This is a genomic window from Sinorhizobium fredii NGR234 (assembly GCF_000018545.1).
Lineage (GTDB): Bacteria > Pseudomonadota > Alphaproteobacteria > Rhizobiales > Rhizobiaceae > Sinorhizobium > Sinorhizobium fredii_A.
The window spans coordinates 148,766-165,031 of sequence record NC_000914.2 but is presented as its reverse complement, the minus strand read 5'-3'; the positions used below and the strand labels follow the sequence as shown (position 1 = coordinate 165,031).

Genomic DNA, 16,266 nt, shown 5'->3' with positions numbered 1-16,266 from the left:
ACCCACGTCGAGCATCCAAGAACCGCATGAGAAGGGTACAGGGGGTTGGTCAGCGTCCATCAGAAATCATAGGAGGAAGCACGACGTGCATGCAATATCACAGCATCCGAGTCAGCCCGGCAAGACACAATCTCGACGCAACGCTCCTCAAGCGGTTACAGGTGCGTGATGCAAACGAATTCTGCTGGCTTTCTTGAAAGCGTAGACCCAAAACTTCCGCCATGCCATGTCGTTCCTTGATCTACCGGAGGGGCTGCCAGAACGGATCATCCAGTGCAACTCTCCCTACACGGTCCGCTTCGGTGTACGGCTGCGCGGCCGCATGTACAGCTTCATCGGCTGGCGATCGGTGCGCGAGCACTGCGAACCAGTGAAGGGCGACATTCGATATGCGTCAAATGCTGACGCAGAGGAGGTCGAGGCGCTTGCCGCACTAATGACGCTCAAATGCTCGCTTGTTGACGTGCCGTTCGGTGGCTCCAAAGGGGCACTCAAGATCGACCCGCGAGGATGGACCCCGCAGGAGCTCGAGCACATCACTCGACGCTTTACGCAGGAGATGAACAAGCGCCCCGATCGGGCCAGGCGTCAATGTGTCGGCTCCGATATCGGCACCGGTGAGCGGGAAATGGCCTGGATGATGGATGAGTTCCGCCGCGCCAATCCTACCGACGTGGTCACTTCGGGTGCTTGTGTCACCGGTAAGCCGCTGTCGAAAGGCGGGATCGCCGGGCGAGCGGAGTCTACGGGCAGGGGCGTTCAATTCGCGATCCAGAGCTCCCTTCGGGACACCCGCACGCCGGGTTTGGATGGCCGGCGCAATCTCAAAGGCGCCTCCACTGTTATACAGGGGTTTGGCAATGTCGGCTATCACGCCGCCAGGTTTTTGTCCGAAGAGGATGATGCACGCGTGACCGTTCTTGCTGAACGTGACGGGTATGTCGCCAATCCGGAAGGCCTCTCCATTGAGGCCCTCAAGCAACATCAGATCCGAACAGGCAGCATTCTCGGCTTTGATGGAGCCAAGTCCATTGCCGGCGATATGTGCGGCGTCGAACAGCCCTGCGACGTTCTGATTCCAGCGGCGATGGAAAATGCTATTCATGCTGAAAACGCGGAGCGCATGAAGGCACATCTCGTCGTCGAAGCCGCCAACGGACCTGTCACCTTCGAAGCGGACGAGATCCTTCGCTCCCGCGGCGTGACCATTCTTCCCGATCTTTATGTTAATGCCGGAGGTGTCGTCGTCAGTTACTTCGAGCGGGTGAAGAACCTCACGCACATCCCCTTCGGGCTCATGGAGCGGCGGCGGCGGGAACGGGGCAACCACACAATCGCTACGGCGCTTGAACGGATGACAGGCAAGGAGTCCCCCGCAGACATGCGCGACGAATTCCTCGAAGGCGGCGCCGAAATCGACCTCGTTCGTTCCGGCCTGGAAGACGTCATGCGCAGCACCTGGACGCGCATTGCCGACCTGATGGAACAGCAACCGGAACTCGGTGACTACAGAACTGCCGCCTATGTCGCGTCTATCCGGCAGGTCGCTGATTTATGAGGCGATTGGGATATGACCGCGTATGGCGAAAACAGCGTGCGGCGCTACCGACTACGCTTACTCTCACGCATGGCTCCACTCCCGGCGATGCATGCCCAAGTGGCGAGTATCATCGGGGGATATCGCACCTCTTCTTCGATGGGAGCGAACTCTACGGCCATCACAGTCGAGCGCAGAGAACATGTGTCTGGAGGCAAAGTGGCTTCAGCGCTACGGCGGGGGGTCAATTCTTCGATTCGCTTGACAAAACCCACGAGAACTGGATGGAGGCCAACCGATACATCGACATGGACGATCTCAGAGAGCACAAGAAGCTGGCTCTCCGCAACGCCGCATGACCAGCCCCATCGCCGCCCCAATTTGCTGAACTTGACGCACAGAACCTCATTTTGACAAGGCGAGCTTCGGGGGTGCTGGTGCTTCTAGGGCTCGGCGCATTGGTTTCGTTCCCGAGTTGCCGGCCAGTTGTCCGATAGCTTGGGTGCCGCGCGGGTCGGCCGAACGATCGCTATCCTTCCTGGTTTCGATCGCCTTTTTTGGGCTTGCGCCGACAATACCGCTGCTGGCGATCGCGCTTTGGCATGTGTCATGGTTCGATGGACATGGCGATGAACAGATGGGTGCGGATTCCGACGATCGCGCGCATGCATTCCAATCTGATGCCGCGCACCGTTCCGATTTGATCGCGCGCATGTGAGGCGACCAATCGTTGGGGGTTAAATGGGACTACGAACTTATCCTGGTCAAGCTGGCGCCGATGAGATCGCTGTGGACGGCTGAAGACTGCCTCCAACGGAGCGAAGCAGTCCGGCGCCGCGCTTCCCAACGCGCCGTAGGGGCCGGTCTGCTTCGCGGGCGGCGTGTCCGACATTCTTTTGGCCAGGATATTGTCCACGGGTTTGGGGTCCGGCCTTTCAGGTCTGGATTTCGGCCGGTTGACGCAGCCGACGCATCGATTCGCCGCTCATTTCAAGCCTGTGAGCGTTGTGAACCAGGCGATCCAATATTGCGTCGGCATAGGTGGGGTCGCTGATTTTTTCGTGCCATCGGGCTACGGGGAATTGGCTGGTGACGAGCGTCGAGCGTCGGCCGTATCGTCCCTCAAGGATCTCGAGCAGATAATGGGGAGCATTACCGTCGATGGGCTGAAGCCCGTAATCATCGAGGATGAGAAGTTCGACGGCGCCGAGACTTTTCAGGCGCGTTGCGAGGCTGCCGATACCGCGGGCCTGTTCCAGGCTCTGCAGCAATGCCGGCATCCGGACGTAAAGGACCGAATGATTGTCGCGGCAGGCCTTGTGTCCCAAGGCACAGGCCAACCAGCTTTTCCCGATGCCGGTCGGGCCGACAATGGCACAGTTCTCGTGTTTTCTGATCCAGTCGCCGGCAATCAGCAGGTCGAGGATGGTGCGATCGTATTCGCGCGGTGCACGGCGAATGATATCTTCGGGAACAGCGGGATGGTGCAGTTTCGCGTTACGAAGTCGGAGCGCAAGACGCTTGTTGTTGCGCCAGGTGGCTTCCTGATCCAAGAGCAGCGCCAGCCATTCGCCATGACTGAGGTTGTCGCTCTCGTCATTATCGGCCAGTCTTGTGAAGGCGTCTGCCATACCGGCAAGCCCCAATTGCTGCAGCAGGTTGAGGGTAGGATGTTTGAGCATTTTTATTCCTTTCAATGGTAGTATTCGGAGCCGCGGAGGTTGGAATGCTGGATCGGTTCCTGCTCGAGGCGCTCGGACCTTGGGAGGCGGTCGAGTTCCTTTTCGAGAATGGATTTGATGCCGGGATAGTTGAGCACCTGGAATTCCAGCGCGCGCTGCGCAGCCGCTTCAAGGCGATCGACGCCAAACCGTCTTTCCAGGCCGATGATGCCGACACAGGCACGGTATCCCTGTTCGGGATGCGCGCGCTTCTCAATGATCCGATCGACGAGAACGCGCAGCATCGGCCCGATCCGCTTGGCCTCGCTGCGGATCTTCGCCGGCGTCCATTCGCGATAACGCTGATGGTTTGGCGGCATATGCACCGCAACCGTCGTGTGGCGGCCGTTGCTGCTGCCACGCACATGCGCGGCAATTCGGTCGCCGCCGAGGAATATTTCCACCGTGCGAATGGTGTATCGAACCTCGACTTCGCTACGCGCAAAGCGGTAAGGGACGGAATAAAAATGCCGACTGAGTTCAATATGATAATCGATGCCAACACGACACCGACGCCATTCCGCATGCACCCAGGGCTCGGCAGGTAGCGGCTTCAGATTCGGGGCATCAAGTTCGTCAAACAACGCGCGCCGCGTCTTGCCGTACTGGCGTATCACCCGTTCGTCATTGAGCCGGGTGATCAGATCGGCAATGGCCTTGTTGAGATCAGCGAGGCTATAAAAGGTCCGGTTCCGCAGCCGACCCAGAAGCCAACGCTCTACGATTCCGACGCAATTTTCGACTTTTGCCTTGTCCCTCGGTTTTCTCGGGCGTGCTGGAAAAACTGCCGTGCTGTAATGGCGCGCCATATCCGTATAGGAACGATTGACCATCGGATCGAAGTGACAAGCCTTGATCACCGCGCATTTGGTGTTGTCGCTGACCAGGAGTTGCGTCACCCCACCAAAAAACCGGTAGGCTGCGTTGTGCGCCTCGATCCAGTCGGGCAACTGTTCGCTCCACGTCGCCAGCGCGAACGACAGGCTGGACGCCCCCATCACCGCCACGAAGATATGTGCGTCCCGCACCACGCCGGTTTTGCGGTCGACGACTGCCACCTTGTCACCGGCATAATCGACAAACAGCTTCTCGCCGCCGGCATGGCTTTGCCGCATCACCAGAGGCAGCCGGCCATGCCAGTTTCGGAACAACTCACAGTATCTCGAATATCGGAACCCGTCTGGATCCCGAGCAATGTACTCCTCCCAGAGCACCTGCAACGTCACATGCTTGCGCTTCAATTCGCGCGCGACGGCAGACCAGTCGGGCTCGGACTGCTTCCGACGCCCAGCTTTCTTACCGGGCGTCCCGTAAAGGCGCTGCTCCAGCTCGCGGTCACTGATCGTATCCGGTAAAGGCCATGTCAGTCCTTCCCGGTGCAATCGCTTTAACGTGTCGCGGACCGAAGTCTCCCCGACGCCCAGTTGCTTGGCAATGATGCGGTTCGAAAGACCGACATCCAGCCGCAGTTTCAAAATCTCGCGCACCTGGCGCATCAGGAGTCTCCTCGTCGGCAATTCACTTCTCCATGGCGTTGCTTCCACCTGGAGAAATAACCCCAACGATCGGGCCTCACGATATCGACTTACTGCGCGCGATTATCTCGGAATGCTGCGCGGAGAATTGTCGGAATGGTGCGCGTCATCATCTCGGAACGGTGCGCGCGATCAAATCGGAATGGTGCGCGCGATGAGCCCGGATTCCGCACAGATGGGCGAGCGAGGTGGAGAAACACATGAGGCGGTCAGTGATGTCGTCGTTTCAGGCCATGTGGAGTGTGGGGGCTGTTCTGGGCGCAGCAAACAGGCCCCAGTATACATTCATTTCCTTGTTACTGCCGTGATGACCGGCGGGATCCTCGGACCCTTCCTTCTGCTCGATTGGCGATCAACTATCCAGACATTCATAGAAATACCGCTGGACCGTTGAGCAGGGCGGAAAGTCCTTTGGCAACATCCGCCATTGGCAGCCCGTTGAGGCGATATAGCAGCGCGTTCACAACCTCGCGCAAATCGGTCTTGCGCGGGCGGCCGAGACGGCGCGGCGCAGGCACGAACGGTGCAATATATTCCCATTCGCGATCCGTGACATCGCTTGCATATCAGCTCGTCCGACGGATATAATTCCGCCGGGTGGTTTCAGTCCAAGCCATCGTAGGCTCCATCGAATCTTCGCAAATCCGACGGAATCACAACTGACTGAAATCACTCAATTCTTTTTGGGCAGCCTCTTAGACCTCAATTCCCCACGTCACAGGATACTTGCCTTTGCAGCAGGCATGGTGGGTTCCTTCGTTAGCGGGTTGGGCAGGCTCCCGCGGGATCGACTGCGCGGACGGGATCTCAGGTGGTTTTTCGACCGGCAGGCGCACTGCGGCAGGTCGGTATGCTTGCGAATCACGCATCGGCGGCAAAGGGGAACGGATGCTCCAAGTCAAGATGGCAACAAGGCATCAAGCAGATCGGAGGCAACAGTGCTGTTGGAGGCATTCGAGGGCACAGGTTCATCCACGCCGGGTCAACCCACGTTTGGCTGGCTCGGAAGCCAGTGTTGTATTCATGAGGTTTCTTTTCGCGCGGCATCATTCACGATCTTCCTTGCCTCCACGGTTACGGGTAGGCTGGTGTCTTCCGGAAGGTCGGGCAGTAAGAGCCGCCAGCCATTTCTGAGCACCACAAAGCCGCCCCACAGGCTTTCATTCTCAACCTTGACAATCGGCTCTTCGATATCTTTCTTGGGAACATACGCTGACAAGCCGCTGCCGCTTCTGCGGATCGTTACCCTCATCTGGCTTTTCCTTCGTTGACACCCCTGGCGCATTCAGTGGTTTTTGGCGTTGAGGTCCCCCCGAGGCTCCTCAGTTCACGCGTACGCATTCCAACGACGATGCCGCGATCAATCCATTCGACGGCATAAATGTAGAACTGCTGGAGAAATGTCCCTACATCGCGCACAAAACCCGCGTCGCCTTTCCTGACGAGGCGTTCTCCGATTTCCTTCCCGGGATAGGTGCCGTCATTTTTTATGTGGCGTGTGGCACAAACTCTCTCACCCGGCATAAATCGTGGAGGATTGTGGATTTCGACTTCCTCTTCGCGTCCAATACTCATTACCATTCCTCTTGTGGTTGCGATTACCAGGGGGAGACTCAAGGTCCGGCCGCGCACGGAAGCCCGGCTATGGCATTCGGGGCTTAAGCCGGCACGCAGGTCTTCGGCATGGGACATACAGAGGCGCATTGCTGTATCTCGAAAACGCCCTTGCATTCGGTGCATTTCTTCGGATCTATCACGTACTTTTCGCCCTTTAACTCGATAGCGTTGGAAGGGCATTCGAACTCGCAGGCGCCGCACTGGGTGCACTGGGATGCGATGATTTTGAAGGCCATATTATTCAGCTCCTGGTTAGGTCTCGATCGATGGGCCAAGCTCAAGCCGTTGCCTGCGATGGGGCGGTACCAAACTCTGTCGCGTGAAGAGCGCTGATCGCGGCCTCGATGTAGTCATAGCCATAGGTGTCCGTTGCCCGGATCCCAGCTTCCATGAGCCTCTCCTTCGGACAATCTCCTATCCTTGCGCAGAGCACGATGTCTATGCCGTCGAGTGCAGCGATGATGCCAGCGAGGGCGGCGTCCTCGCCCCAGCCGCCATGGCAATACGGCTCGACCTTGCGGTGCCCCACGAATTTAATCCCTGTTTGCGAGGCTTCGTAAACCTGGAACTCCTTCGCATGGCCGAAGTGTTCATTGATGCGTCCGCCGCCTTTCGTTGCGACAGCCACCTGAAGCGATCCACGGATGTTCGCAGATGCGACCGTTGCGATCGCTTTCTCCTTAGCCTCTAAATGGTCATCGCGTATGCGTGCGACCACCTCCCGGTAGGCCTGACGCTTGGCACCGTCGTAATGGGGTTCGAGCGGAACGTGGTCGAGCGTGAACTCCTGGCCACGGTCAGTGCCGAGAAGGCCGACTGCATCGGCACGGCACTGTCGACAGTGACGCATCAGCTTGGCACCGCCTTCAAGACGGTCGTGAAGCGCCTTCAGTTCGAGCGCATTTGGGCCGCGCTGTCCGGTCAGGCCAAAGGAGGTTCCGTGTGCCGGGTCTGAAATCAGCGGCATGACATTGTGCAGAAACGCGCCGCGCTCCTTGACCCATTTGTTGACCTCGATCAGGTGCAGGTCATTGACGCCGGGGATCATAACCGAATTGATCTTGGTGAGGATGCCGCGTGCGGTCAGCATCTCAAGTCCCAACATCTGCTGCTCATGCAGGATTTTGGCAGCATCCACGCCGGTGTAGCGGCGATGCCCATAAAAGATCCACGGGTAGATCTTCTCGCCGACGGCGGGGTCGACCATGTTGATGGTGATTGTCACGTGGCTGACGTTCATTTCCGCCAACTTGTCGACATGCTCCGGTAGAGCAAGTCCATTGGTGGAAATGCACAGCTTGATGTCCGGAATCTCGCTGGCGACGCGTTCGAAAGTCGCCCTTGTCTTGTTCCAGTCGTAGCAAGCATCGCCCGGGCCCGCGATGCCGAGAACTGAAAGCTGCGGCACTTCGTTGGCGACCGCAACCACCTTGCGCAGCGCCTGGTCGGGTGTCAGCTTTTCGGATACGACGCCAGGCCGACTTTCGTTGGCGCAGTCATATTTGCGATTGCAGTAATTGCATTGGATGTTGCAGGCTGGTGCGACTGCGACGTGCATACGGGCGAAATAGTGGTGCGCTTCCTCTGAAAAGCAAGGGTGATCCTTGATCTTCTCCCAGGTGGCAGAATCCATGTCGGTTGGCCTTGAGGACGAGCCGCAGGACGAGGACGCGCAACCACCGGATTTTGCGGTTGTCAGCAACTGCCCAGAGGATGTCGTGTTCGTCAGGCTTTCAAGCGAAATTATCGGTGCACTCATCAAACGGCTCCACTGGAGTAAAAAGTCGTCGTCCAAAAAAGCAAGCGCTGTGCCAACAGGATAATATCGAAATATCAATAGTTTGGCGCTTCGTGTTCGATTTGAACCAATAGCCCCCGACGCAGTTTTGTCGAATTCGCGACAGAAGCGGCCAAATTGGACGATACACCCGCGCGCCTGAGGAGGAGGGGAATGGCCGAGCCCAGATAAGAGGGCTCACCGTCTCTAGATTTTTTTCACCTGTATATGATGCCGCCGTAAAGCATAGCCGACTTGCCGCGGTGTGAGGCCGAGGATCCGAGCTGCCTTCGCCTGAACCCAGCCGGCCTTCTCCATCGCGCTGATTAGCAGCTCGCGGTCCGATAGATGTGGTGCCACCGTTAAGCCGCCAGGGCCGGCGGGGTAACCGAGACTGGCCGGCGATTCGACTGGCAAACGTTTGCTCATGGCCAATCCATTGAGCGAATGGCTGCCAAGCGGTCTGTCAGCAGTTTTCCCGAGCATTGAAGAAAAGCACTGGTCATTCTGGCAGGAGAAATCTGATGGAACAATCGTCGCCGAACGTGCGAGAGTGGCGGTCCTGCGGACGCAGTTTTCAAGCTCTCGGACGTTGCCGGGAAATTTGCATCTTGACAGGATCTCGAGTGCCGCAGGCGTGAATTCGAGATTGCGATTGTTTTCCCTGTTGAACCGGTCGAGGAAAACCTTCGCAAGGCGTGGAATATCTCCATTTCGCTCCCTGAGAGGCGGTAAAAAGAGAGGCACTACATTGATGCGATAATAAAGGTCAGCCCGGAACTCCCCCTCCGCCACCGCCGTCTCCAGGTCCTTGTTGGTGGCGCATATGAGTCGGACGTCCACCTTGAGCGTTTTTGTGCCGCCAACTCGCTCAAGCTCACCTTCCTGCAAGACGCGCAACAGTTTCGCTTGAAAGGCCGGCGAGATCTCGCCGATTTCGTCGAGCAACAGCGTCCCGCCATCCGCCAGTTCGAAACGGCCTGCGCGCTGAGAGATGGCCCCCGTAAAGGCGCCCTTCTCATGCCCAAACAGTTCCGATTCCAGGACGCCTGCAGACAGTGCCGCGCAATTCAACTTCACAAACGGCTTTTTTCTGCGAGGTGAAAGCTCGTGGATTGCCTTTGCAAAGAATTCCTTGCCTGTGCCGCTTTCGCCCCTGAGAAGCACCGCAGAGTTGGTTTGTGCAACGACTTTGACGCTTTCAACCACTTGCCTGAGTGCGGGGCTTTCCCCGACAATCCAGTCGATTCTCGTAGGCCGTTGTCGGGTTGGTTCAGGCAGTTCCTTGTCGCCTCCACTAATCTTGCGATCGCCCTCCTCGCCGATCGGTCGACTATCGCGGCTCTCGTGGCCATTCAGCCGAACCGCTCGTGCCGCAAGGTTGGCGACCATCGACAGGAAACGCACCTCTTCCTCAAATTGTGTTCTGGTGGCTGCGCCATCCTTGGCGCGGTCGATCCATAATGTTCCAAGCGTTTCTTGATCGGCCTTCATCGGGACACCAATGAAGGTGACTTGGCCAGTGCCGCTCACGATACTCTGAAGCTCATCCTGGAACAGTTCCGACTTGCAAGTGTCCGGTACGACCAGCGGCGCACCTTTTGCGACGATTCTATCTATTGCAGCCTTCGCAGCAATGTGGCGCGCGCCTGATGATGGAGGCTCAACCCCGAACGTCGCAGTTGTCTCGGGCTCTCCTTCAGCGCCAACAACGACGATTGCGCCGCGCCGCATTGGCAAAAGTGCGGGGAGGGTGTTAATCACATTGGCAAGCTTGATCTCGAGGCTGGCTGAAGTGATCAAAACCTTCGATATCCGATAGAGACCGCTGCACCCCAAGTCCCGTTTGTGCATGGTTTTAGGGGATAATTCAGTCATACACTCATCGAGCCAATTCTTACGAGGAAACACCTTGAGCGTCGTACGAACGGCCCTTGGCTCCCTACGAGAAAATGCCGCCTTGCTGACATTATCAAGTGCTTGCGCTTGCACCTGTGAGCGCCCGTCAACGTACCCATCTTGTTAGACAAAAGTGAGATGCAAGTCATCCGAATTTAAAGAGCACACCGAATCCACCTCGCGGATAGCTCCAATCAATGTCACCGCTCTCTTCGCACAGTACTCTACATGTCCCGCATTCCATGCATCCATCCGCAATAACCTCTACTTGGCCGTCTTCATTCACCTCGTAGCATTTCGCTGGGCAAACAACGGTCAGCGCAAGCAGGTTTGGGCTCGGAGACTGATGCTGCCGCACCTTGATGTGCGGCCGCCCCGCGTCCACCAGGTAACGGTTTTGGTAAAGCTTGTCTTCAATGCGAACGACTGAAGCTGTCATCTCAATGCTCCCCTTTAGCGCCATGCCAGTGCCAAGCGGACTGCGTCGCTGACCAGTCCCCATCGCGAACGCGCTTTAATAAGAGCGGCCGTGGTCGCTCTTTCCTTCTCGATCTTGGGTGTGCCGTCGACGCGCACGAAGTTTTGCGCCGCCTGCGACATCAACTGCGGATAAGTCGTGAAGAAATTGTGTGAATTCGTGTGGAGCAGAGCGGGCATGTCCTTGTACTTTCTGAGGTCTTTCAGAACGAAAGACTTGTCCAGCATGGCCTTGTAAAGTGAGAGATTGTCACTCGTCATCGGGTGTTTTCGGCTCTTGATTGCGGCGATCGCCTCGCCGGCGATGCGGCCCGACGTCATGGCGAGGTTCGAGCCCTCGCGGTGCACGGCGTTGTTGAGCTGCGCCGCGTCGCCAACCACGACCCAGCCATCGCCAAAGAGCTGCGGAATTGCCTTGAATCCGCCCTCCGGAATGAGGTGCGCCGCATATTCCTTAATCTCCGAGCCCGCAAGTAGCGGCCGGATTGATGGGTGGTTCTTGAATGCGTCAAGTAGCGCGTAAGGACTTTCCAGGGTCGCTGCGAAATGGGAGACAAGGCAGCCGATGCCAAGAGAGATCGATTCCTTGTTGGTGTAGAGGAATCCCAAGCCGGCCATTCCGCGCGAGATTGTCCCTGCCGCCTCAATAACACAGCCTTGATCGCCGGTAAGGCCGAAGCGTTCATTGATGACCTCTTCCGGTAGGAAATGCATTTCCTTGACAGCGAGTGCCACGGCTTCGGGTTTCGGCACCTTGCGAAATCGTGCTCTCGTGCCGAGGAGGCCGTTTACGCCTTCGGCGAGCACGACCACGTCCGCATGGATGACCCCGCCCGCTCGATCGGTATGGACGCCTATCACCTTGCCGGCAGCATCAAGAGCCAGTTCCGTCACCGTCGTCTCGCACAAAACTATCGCGCCCGCCGCTCGGACTTTCCGCGAAAACCACTTGTCGAACTGGGCGCGAATGATCGTGTAACGGTTTGGCGCCGGCTCATTGAAGTCGTCCGACCGGTAGTGCATTCCGGTGTGTGACGTGTCGTCCGTTACCCAGAATCGCTGCTCGACCAGATGCCGCTCAAGAGGTGCATCATCCCGGAAATCGGGAATGATTGTCTCCAGCATGTTGGCGTACAAGATGGCGCCTTGGACGTTCTTGGAGCCCGGATATTCTCCGCGCTCCAACTGCAACACTTTTAGACCGCGACTTGCCATGGTGTATGCAGCCGCGTTTCCAGACATACCGGCACCGACGACGATGGCGTCGAATCTTTCTTCGGTCATAGGTTTTACCTCAGTTCACAACTCTCAGACGATTGGCCGGCGCCAACCGTTTGGTGAAAGCTTCCGTCAACGCCGGCAGAAAGCTGACAGCATCGGTGACAACACCGACATGGGCGAAATCGAAGATGGGCGCGTGTGGATCGGTGTTGATAGCGACAATCAGGTCAGCTCCCTCGACACCGACGCGGTGCTGGACCGCGCCTGATATTCCAGCCGCTATATAGAGCTTCGGGCGGATCGTTTTGCCAGTTTGGCCGATCTGCCGATCAGCTGGCATCCAGCCCTTTTGGACGAGCGGCCTGGAACAGCCGTAGTCACCGCCGATCGTCAGCGCGAGGTCTTTGATAAGCAGCAGGTTCTCTGCATTGCTGAGGCCCAGCCCGCCGGCAACCACCACATCCGCATAGGCGAGATTGGCGTTGCCCGATCGGTCGTCGGAAAGGAAACCGACGACCTTCGTGACGATATCTTCCTCCAACATCCGCCAATCGTGCCGGATTACCCGCCCGATCGGCTTGTTTGACCGCTGTGGCATGCGCATGACCCTTGGCCGCACAGTTGCCATTTGGGGCCGGCAATTGAGCGTATAAATCGTGCAAAGCAACGAGCCACCGAACGTGGGCCGAGTAGCTGCAAGCGAACCGTCCTCGTCGACATCAAGTCCGGTGCAGTCGGCTGTGAGCCCCGTCAGCAGTGTGGTCGCCACGGAACCGGCGAGGTCGCGACCCAGCGTCGTCGCACCGAGAAGCAGAATCTCAGGCTTATGGGTAATGACCAGATCTGTCAGTGCTTTGGTGAAAGGCTCGTTTCTATAATCCGTGAGCAGCGGCTCCTCGACGAGATACACCAGATCCGCACCATAGGCGAAGGCCTCAGCAGCGGCGTGCAAGGTAGAATCCCCCGGAGGCCCGAGAATAATACCTGCGAGCTGAACCCCCAGTTGGTCGGCAAGTCTGCGGCCTTCGCCGAGAAGTTCGAACGAGACCGGGTGGACATGGCCGCGTTCCAGCTCCATGAAAACCCAGACGTGCCGGTAGTCTCTGAATTGCTCAGGCAGGTCCTTTTTCATGCTGGCACGGGCTTGGGCCGGTGGTGATGCTTTACTTTTTCGAGTTCCCATAATCTGCTCCTATCTGCTCACGCTACGAGTGGAGGAGAGCTCGTGCTCCAGTGCCGGCTGATGGGCGAAGATTGAAGTGACCAGTTCGTTAGCTACGTCCTGCATTGCCTTCTCGACGGTGTCGATCTGCACCGCTTTTTGCTCGCGCGGGGTAGGGGCAAAGACCCGCTTGACGACCGTCGGCGAACCGCGCAGCCCGCATTTTGTGATGTCTTCAATGCCAGCCTCCACCGCATTCCACTTGACGATTTCGCTGCGCGCGGCCCGCAAGGCATCATCAAGTGAGCCGCGGCGAATGGCATTCGATCCTTCCAGCATGGTGATCAGGCAAGGCAATTCGCTCTTCAGGACGTGCGTCCCGCCTTCCGCGCGACGCTCGACCGTAATCGCGCGCGTGCGGAGATCAATGGAAGTGACCTTTGCGACATAGGTCAACTGCACGAGGTCGAGGCGCTTGGCTATTCCGGGGCCGACCTGGGCGGTATCGCCGTCGATCGTCTGCTTGCCTGTGAAGACGATATCAGGCGATCCAAAGCTATTGCCAATCTTCGCGATTGCCTGAGAAAGAGCAAATGAAGTCGCCAGCGTGTCGGAGCCGGCAAAGTGCCGGTCGGTCAGGAGTATCGCGCGGTCTGCGCCATAAGTGAGCGCCTTGCGTAAAGATTCTTCGGCCATGGGGGGGCCCATGGTGAGCACCGTGACCTCGCCGCCATGGTGGTCACGCACTTGGAGTGCCTGTTCGAGGGCAAACAGGTCGTAAGGGTTGATGATAGTCGGCACGCCTTGGCGCATGATCGTGTTCGTCACCGGATGGACGCGTATCTGCGCCGAATCCGGGACTTGCTTGATACAGACTACGATGTGCATGAGGTCTCTTTAGCTCCGATCGCGTGTAAAATGACGTCTTTCGCCTCCCTTCCAAGCACCAACCATGCCAACCAACTGTGGTCCAAGAAGCCCATGAATTCTAAGGAGCTTTTTCGGCTCACAGGATGCGACCTGCGTGATAGCGTTGTCGGCTTCATGACATCGAATCGTCGCAACCGCTCCGTACTTGTCGTTTTCCGATGATCTTAGGCCGAGTCCCAATGACAAATGTGCGGTTAGGCGCACCGCTGATCCGACGTGAAAACGGCGAAGTGGTTGCAAACTCCGCGCTTTATGTAAAGTGCCCCGAAGCTCTTCGGCCCATGGCACTTGTGCGCGGAAAGCGACAGCATGAAGTGTCTTGCTGATCCTTCTCGTGGATGACCTAGCATTCTCGTTCCCCTCTGTTTCTGCGATCAGCCGAAAGACTTCCCGCAGGCGCAGTTCTCTCGTGCGTTGGGGTTATCAAAGATGAATCCGGCGGAATCGACACCCGTGGTGAAGTCCACGGTCATGCCGCTGACATGAGGTTGAGAGGCTGAGTCTACGTACACCTTGACCCCACCCGCCTCAATGACAGCGTCGCCGTCGCGCGACTCGCTGTCCAAGCCCAGGTGGTATTTAAAACCCGAGCAGCCGCCCGCTTCCACTTTGATGCGTAGCCCATCCGCCGGCTCGCAAGTCTGTGAAAGCGCGAACTTTATTGCGGCAATCGCACTGTCGGTGAGCGTTATCATGGGTTCGTTTCTCCTGGTTTCGAGTCGCTTGCGAACGATGCACCTAGTGTGCCAACCAGAAACCATCACGAAAACAACGCGTTGTTCAAACACGGCCATGTCGTTTGTACGACACAGTCGTAGTTACGACATTTTGGGTGATTAAACCGAGTTCGTGTGAGGCTCTCCGCGACGCGCCGAGCATCGACGTTTATCCTCGGCAGGGGCTGCTGAGACTCCGGCGCGGAGATTGGATACCCGGTCGATTGAAGGAAACTAAACCCTCAGCGGGAATGTGCCGTACCGTTCCGTGCCGCAGCATGAACTGCTCCGGCGCAATACCTTCATGTCGGTGTACATAGGCCAAATGCTCCTCTTGCGAACGCGAGTTCGATCACGACATCAATTGTGATGACAGACTTGCTCATGGGAACTCGCCTTTAACTTCGGTTCCGTGCCCGAAGAGCGGCATAGCAGGAAGCAGGATCTCGGTGAAATCGATTATCTCGATGGCACGCATTAGCTCAATGGATCGAGGGATCGTCCGCGGAGCGGACCGGCAAGTCACCTTGAGCGGCGATTTTCCTGCTGCGCGGGGTTCATGAAAGTGCGCTGGAGGCTGCTCAGTGGGTAGCTGCGGCGCTCACTGTCAGCACCGGCTCCGCAACATCAGACTGGATAGCTCACATGGCAAAAATCAAAATTTAATCGGGACACGACCGAGACGTGCGGTGTCGAAAGTCCTCAGCGTTTCAAGAATGTTCTGCGGAGAAGATGCCCAATAAGGATCCGACTCGCAGTTGTCCGAGAAACCTTCTTCTTCGAACCATTGCTCCACCACGCTATCATTGACCACGGCAGCGTAGCGCCACGAGCGCATTCCGAAGCCGAGATTGTCCTTTGCAACCAGCATGCCCATCTTGCGAGTGAATTCGCCCGAACCATCCGGGATAAGCCTGACCTTCTCTAAGCCCAACGCCTTGCCCCATGCGTTCATGACGAAGGCGTCATTAACTGACAGGCAGTAGACCGCTTCGATTCCTACCTTCCCGAATTCGTCGTAAAGTCTCTCAAAGTCAGGCAATTGCTGAGTTGAGCAGGTCGGGGTGAACGCACCGGGAAGCGAAAACAGAACGACGCGCTTGCCACTGAAGTAATCCTCGGTTGTCCTGACTTCCCATCGGTATGGGTTTGGCCCTCCTATTGTCTCGTCGCGAACACGCGTGCGAAAGGCAACGAAAGGGACTCTTTTTTTCACAGGCATTGAACATCGCTCCTTCAAAAAAGAACTGAGCATTCGCCGCCTCTGGACCCTCTGGCGAAGCACCGTTACTTAAATAATCAGTTCGTCGGCCAACGAACAGACAGCAAGCGGCGTGCCACTTTAGATCCAAGCTTCAACAGCACTGCTTTTGGTACGGGCATGGCAATCTTGTGCGCGGACTGGCGCACCTTCTCGTGCGTTTCCGGTTAAGAAACTCGACCGCTGCTCTTGTCAGAGAGCCGACATCATGTCGCCTTTGTCGTCCTTCCGACACGCCGCATTTCCCCCTGCTTCCTACAGACCTCCGTTTAGCCTTTGAATGGAACGCACGAACTTAACCCTTCGGCTCAGCAGACTGGATTGGCACGAATTTTGAAACGCCCCCGGGGGGCACAATTGCCGTGCAGGCATCTCTGGGGCGCCCTCGTGTGGAACGAAAGCAGGGAAGGATG

At 57.4% G+C, this 16,266-nt stretch carries 16 protein-coding genes and 1 pseudogene; 2 read left to right on the top strand and 15 right to left on the bottom strand.

All coding sequences use genetic code 11. From position 1 onward, the window contains the following. Positions 1 to 226 precede the first annotated feature (226 nt). A complete protein-coding gene (locus tag NGR_RS30410) occupies positions 227 to 1,558 on the top strand; it encodes a Glu/Leu/Phe/Val family dehydrogenase (protein ID WP_010875172.1) in 1,332 nt (443 codons plus the stop codon). 586 nt (positions 1,559 to 2,144) lie between these two features. On the opposite strand, the gene NGR_RS30405 is transcribed toward NGR_RS30410, so the two are convergent. The 8 genes and pseudogenes from NGR_RS30405 to nifB all read right to left on the bottom strand — a co-directional run bounded on the left by NGR_RS30405 (position 2,145) and on the right by nifB (position 8,043). Beyond that, complete coding sequence (locus NGR_RS30405) at positions 2,145 to 2,453, bottom strand: hypothetical protein (RefSeq protein ID WP_164924724.1); 309 nt, start codon at positions 2,451 to 2,453, stop codon at positions 2,145 to 2,147. 19 nt (positions 2,454 to 2,472) lie between these two features. Next, entirely contained in the window at positions 2,473 to 3,219 is a 747-nt protein-coding gene (istB, locus tag NGR_RS30400; RefSeq protein ID WP_010875170.1) for an IS21-like element helper ATPase IstB, read from the bottom strand. Positions 3,220 to 3,230: 11 nt separating this feature from the next. Further along, the gene (gene istA, locus NGR_RS30395; RefSeq protein ID WP_164924723.1) at positions 3,231 to 4,754 is read right to left on the bottom strand and encodes an IS21 family transposase; all 1,524 of its coding nucleotides are present in this window, start codon (positions 4,752 to 4,754) and stop codon (positions 3,231 to 3,233) included. A 406-nt stretch (positions 4,755 to 5,160) separates the two neighbouring features. Continuing rightward, positions 5,161 to 5,410: pseudogene (locus tag NGR_RS32710) on the bottom strand (transposase); the annotation flags it as partial. A gap of 404 nt (positions 5,411 to 5,814) precedes the next feature. Further along, positions 5,815 to 6,045 (bottom strand): putative nitrogen fixation protein NifT, encoded by a 231-nt coding sequence (gene nifT / locus NGR_RS30385; RefSeq protein WP_010875168.1) that lies wholly within the window; start codon positions 6,043 to 6,045, stop codon positions 5,815 to 5,817. Further along, entirely contained in the window at positions 6,042 to 6,368 is a 327-nt protein-coding gene (locus tag NGR_RS30380; protein WP_010875167.1) for a nitrogen fixation protein NifZ, read from the bottom strand. The genes nifT and NGR_RS30380 overlap by 4 nt, the downstream gene beginning before the upstream one ends. 83 nt (positions 6,369 to 6,451) lie before the next feature. Then, complete coding sequence (locus NGR_RS30375; protein ID WP_010875166.1) at positions 6,452 to 6,646, bottom strand: 4Fe-4S binding protein; 195 nt, start codon at positions 6,644 to 6,646, stop codon at positions 6,452 to 6,454. A 41-nt stretch (positions 6,647 to 6,687) separates the two neighbouring features. After that, the gene (nifB, locus tag NGR_RS30370) at positions 6,688 to 8,043 is read right to left on the bottom strand and encodes a nitrogenase cofactor biosynthesis protein NifB (protein WP_240545267.1); all 1,356 of its coding nucleotides are present in this window, start codon (positions 8,041 to 8,043) and stop codon (positions 6,688 to 6,690) included. Here nifB and NGR_RS33350 point away from each other — a divergent pair. After that, positions 8,042 to 8,233: a hypothetical protein gene (locus NGR_RS33350; protein ID WP_240545266.1), complete on the top strand. Its 192-nt coding sequence runs from the start codon at positions 8,042 to 8,044 to the stop codon at positions 8,231 to 8,233. The two genes, nifB and NGR_RS33350, sit on opposite strands and share 2 nt — an antisense overlap. Before the next feature lie 161 nt (positions 8,234 to 8,394). Here NGR_RS33350 and nifA read toward each other — a convergent pair whose 3' ends face one another. The 7 genes from nifA to NGR_RS30335 all read right to left on the bottom strand — a co-directional run bounded on the left by nifA (position 8,395) and on the right by NGR_RS30335 (position 15,814). Then, the gene (gene nifA, locus NGR_RS30365) at positions 8,395 to 10,065 is read right to left on the bottom strand and encodes a nif-specific transcriptional activator NifA (RefSeq protein ID WP_032488855.1); all 1,671 of its coding nucleotides are present in this window, start codon (positions 10,063 to 10,065) and stop codon (positions 8,395 to 8,397) included. A 166-nt stretch (positions 10,066 to 10,231) separates the two neighbouring features. Continuing rightward, complete coding sequence (locus NGR_RS30360) at positions 10,232 to 10,525, bottom strand: ferredoxin family protein (protein ID WP_010875163.1); 294 nt, start codon at positions 10,523 to 10,525, stop codon at positions 10,232 to 10,234. A gap of 14 nt (positions 10,526 to 10,539) precedes the next feature. After that, entirely contained in the window at positions 10,540 to 11,847 is a 1,308-nt protein-coding gene (locus NGR_RS30355; RefSeq protein ID WP_010875162.1) for an NAD(P)-binding protein, read from the bottom strand. Between the two features lie 10 nt (positions 11,848 to 11,857). Next, complete coding sequence (locus tag NGR_RS30350) at positions 11,858 to 12,967, bottom strand: electron transfer flavoprotein subunit alpha/FixB family protein (RefSeq protein ID WP_010875161.1); 1,110 nt, start codon at positions 12,965 to 12,967, stop codon at positions 11,858 to 11,860. 9 nt (positions 12,968 to 12,976) lie between these two features. Beyond that, positions 12,977 to 13,834, bottom strand: a complete 858-nt coding sequence (locus NGR_RS30345; RefSeq protein WP_010875160.1) for an electron transfer flavoprotein subunit beta/FixA family protein — start codon at positions 13,832 to 13,834, stop codon at positions 12,977 to 12,979. 416 nt (positions 13,835 to 14,250) lie between these two features. After that, on the bottom strand, positions 14,251 to 14,571 hold the full coding sequence (locus NGR_RS30340; RefSeq protein ID WP_010875159.1) for an iron-sulfur cluster assembly accessory protein: 321 nt from the start codon (positions 14,569 to 14,571) through the stop codon (positions 14,251 to 14,253). A 676-nt stretch (positions 14,572 to 15,247) separates the two neighbouring features. Then, on the bottom strand, positions 15,248 to 15,814 hold the full coding sequence (locus NGR_RS30335) for a peroxiredoxin (protein WP_010875158.1): 567 nt from the start codon (positions 15,812 to 15,814) through the stop codon (positions 15,248 to 15,250). Between the last annotated feature and the right edge of the window lie 452 nt (positions 15,815 to 16,266).

Coding starts and splice junctions, on each gene's coding strand:
- NGR_RS30410 (WP_010875172.1), top strand. CDS start 227: ATGTCGTTCCTTGATCTACCGGAGGGGCTGCCAGAACGGATCATCCAG.
- istB (WP_010875170.1), bottom strand. CDS start 3,219: ATGCTCAAACATCCTACCCTCAACCTGCTGCAGCAATTGGGGCTTGCC.
- istA (WP_164924723.1), bottom strand. CDS start 4,754: ATGCGCCAGGTGCGCGAGATTTTGAAACTGCGGCTGGATGTCGGTCTT.
- nifT (WP_010875168.1), bottom strand. CDS start 6,045: ATGAGGGTAACGATCCGCAGAAGCGGCAGCGGCTTGTCAGCGTATGTT.
- NGR_RS30380 (WP_010875167.1), bottom strand. CDS start 6,368: ATGAGTATTGGACGCGAAGAGGAAGTCGAAATCCACAATCCTCCACGA.
- NGR_RS30375 (WP_010875166.1), bottom strand. CDS start 6,646: ATGGCCTTCAAAATCATCGCATCCCAGTGCACCCAGTGCGGCGCCTGC.
- NGR_RS33350 (WP_240545266.1), top strand. CDS start 8,042: ATGTCGGTTGGCCTTGAGGACGAGCCGCAGGACGAGGACGCGCAACCA.
- nifB (WP_240545267.1), bottom strand. CDS start 8,043: ATGGATTCTGCCACCTGGGAGAAGATCAAGGATCACCCTTGCTTTTCA.
- nifA (WP_032488855.1), bottom strand. CDS start 10,065: ATGACTGAATTATCCCCTAAAACCATGCACAAACGGGACTTGGGGTGC.
- NGR_RS30360 (WP_010875163.1), bottom strand. CDS start 10,525: ATGACAGCTTCAGTCGTTCGCATTGAAGACAAGCTTTACCAAAACCGT.
- NGR_RS30355 (WP_010875162.1), bottom strand. CDS start 11,847: ATGACCGAAGAAAGATTCGACGCCATCGTCGTCGGTGCCGGTATGTCT.
- NGR_RS30350 (WP_010875161.1), bottom strand. CDS start 12,967: ATGGGAACTCGAAAAAGTAAAGCATCACCACCGGCCCAAGCCCGTGCC.
- NGR_RS30345 (WP_010875160.1), bottom strand. CDS start 13,834: ATGCACATCGTAGTCTGTATCAAGCAAGTCCCGGATTCGGCGCAGATA.
- NGR_RS30340 (WP_010875159.1), bottom strand. CDS start 14,571: ATGATAACGCTCACCGACAGTGCGATTGCCGCAATAAAGTTCGCGCTT.
- NGR_RS30335 (WP_010875158.1), bottom strand. CDS start 15,814: ATGCCTGTGAAAAAAAGAGTCCCTTTCGTTGCCTTTCGCACGCGTGTT.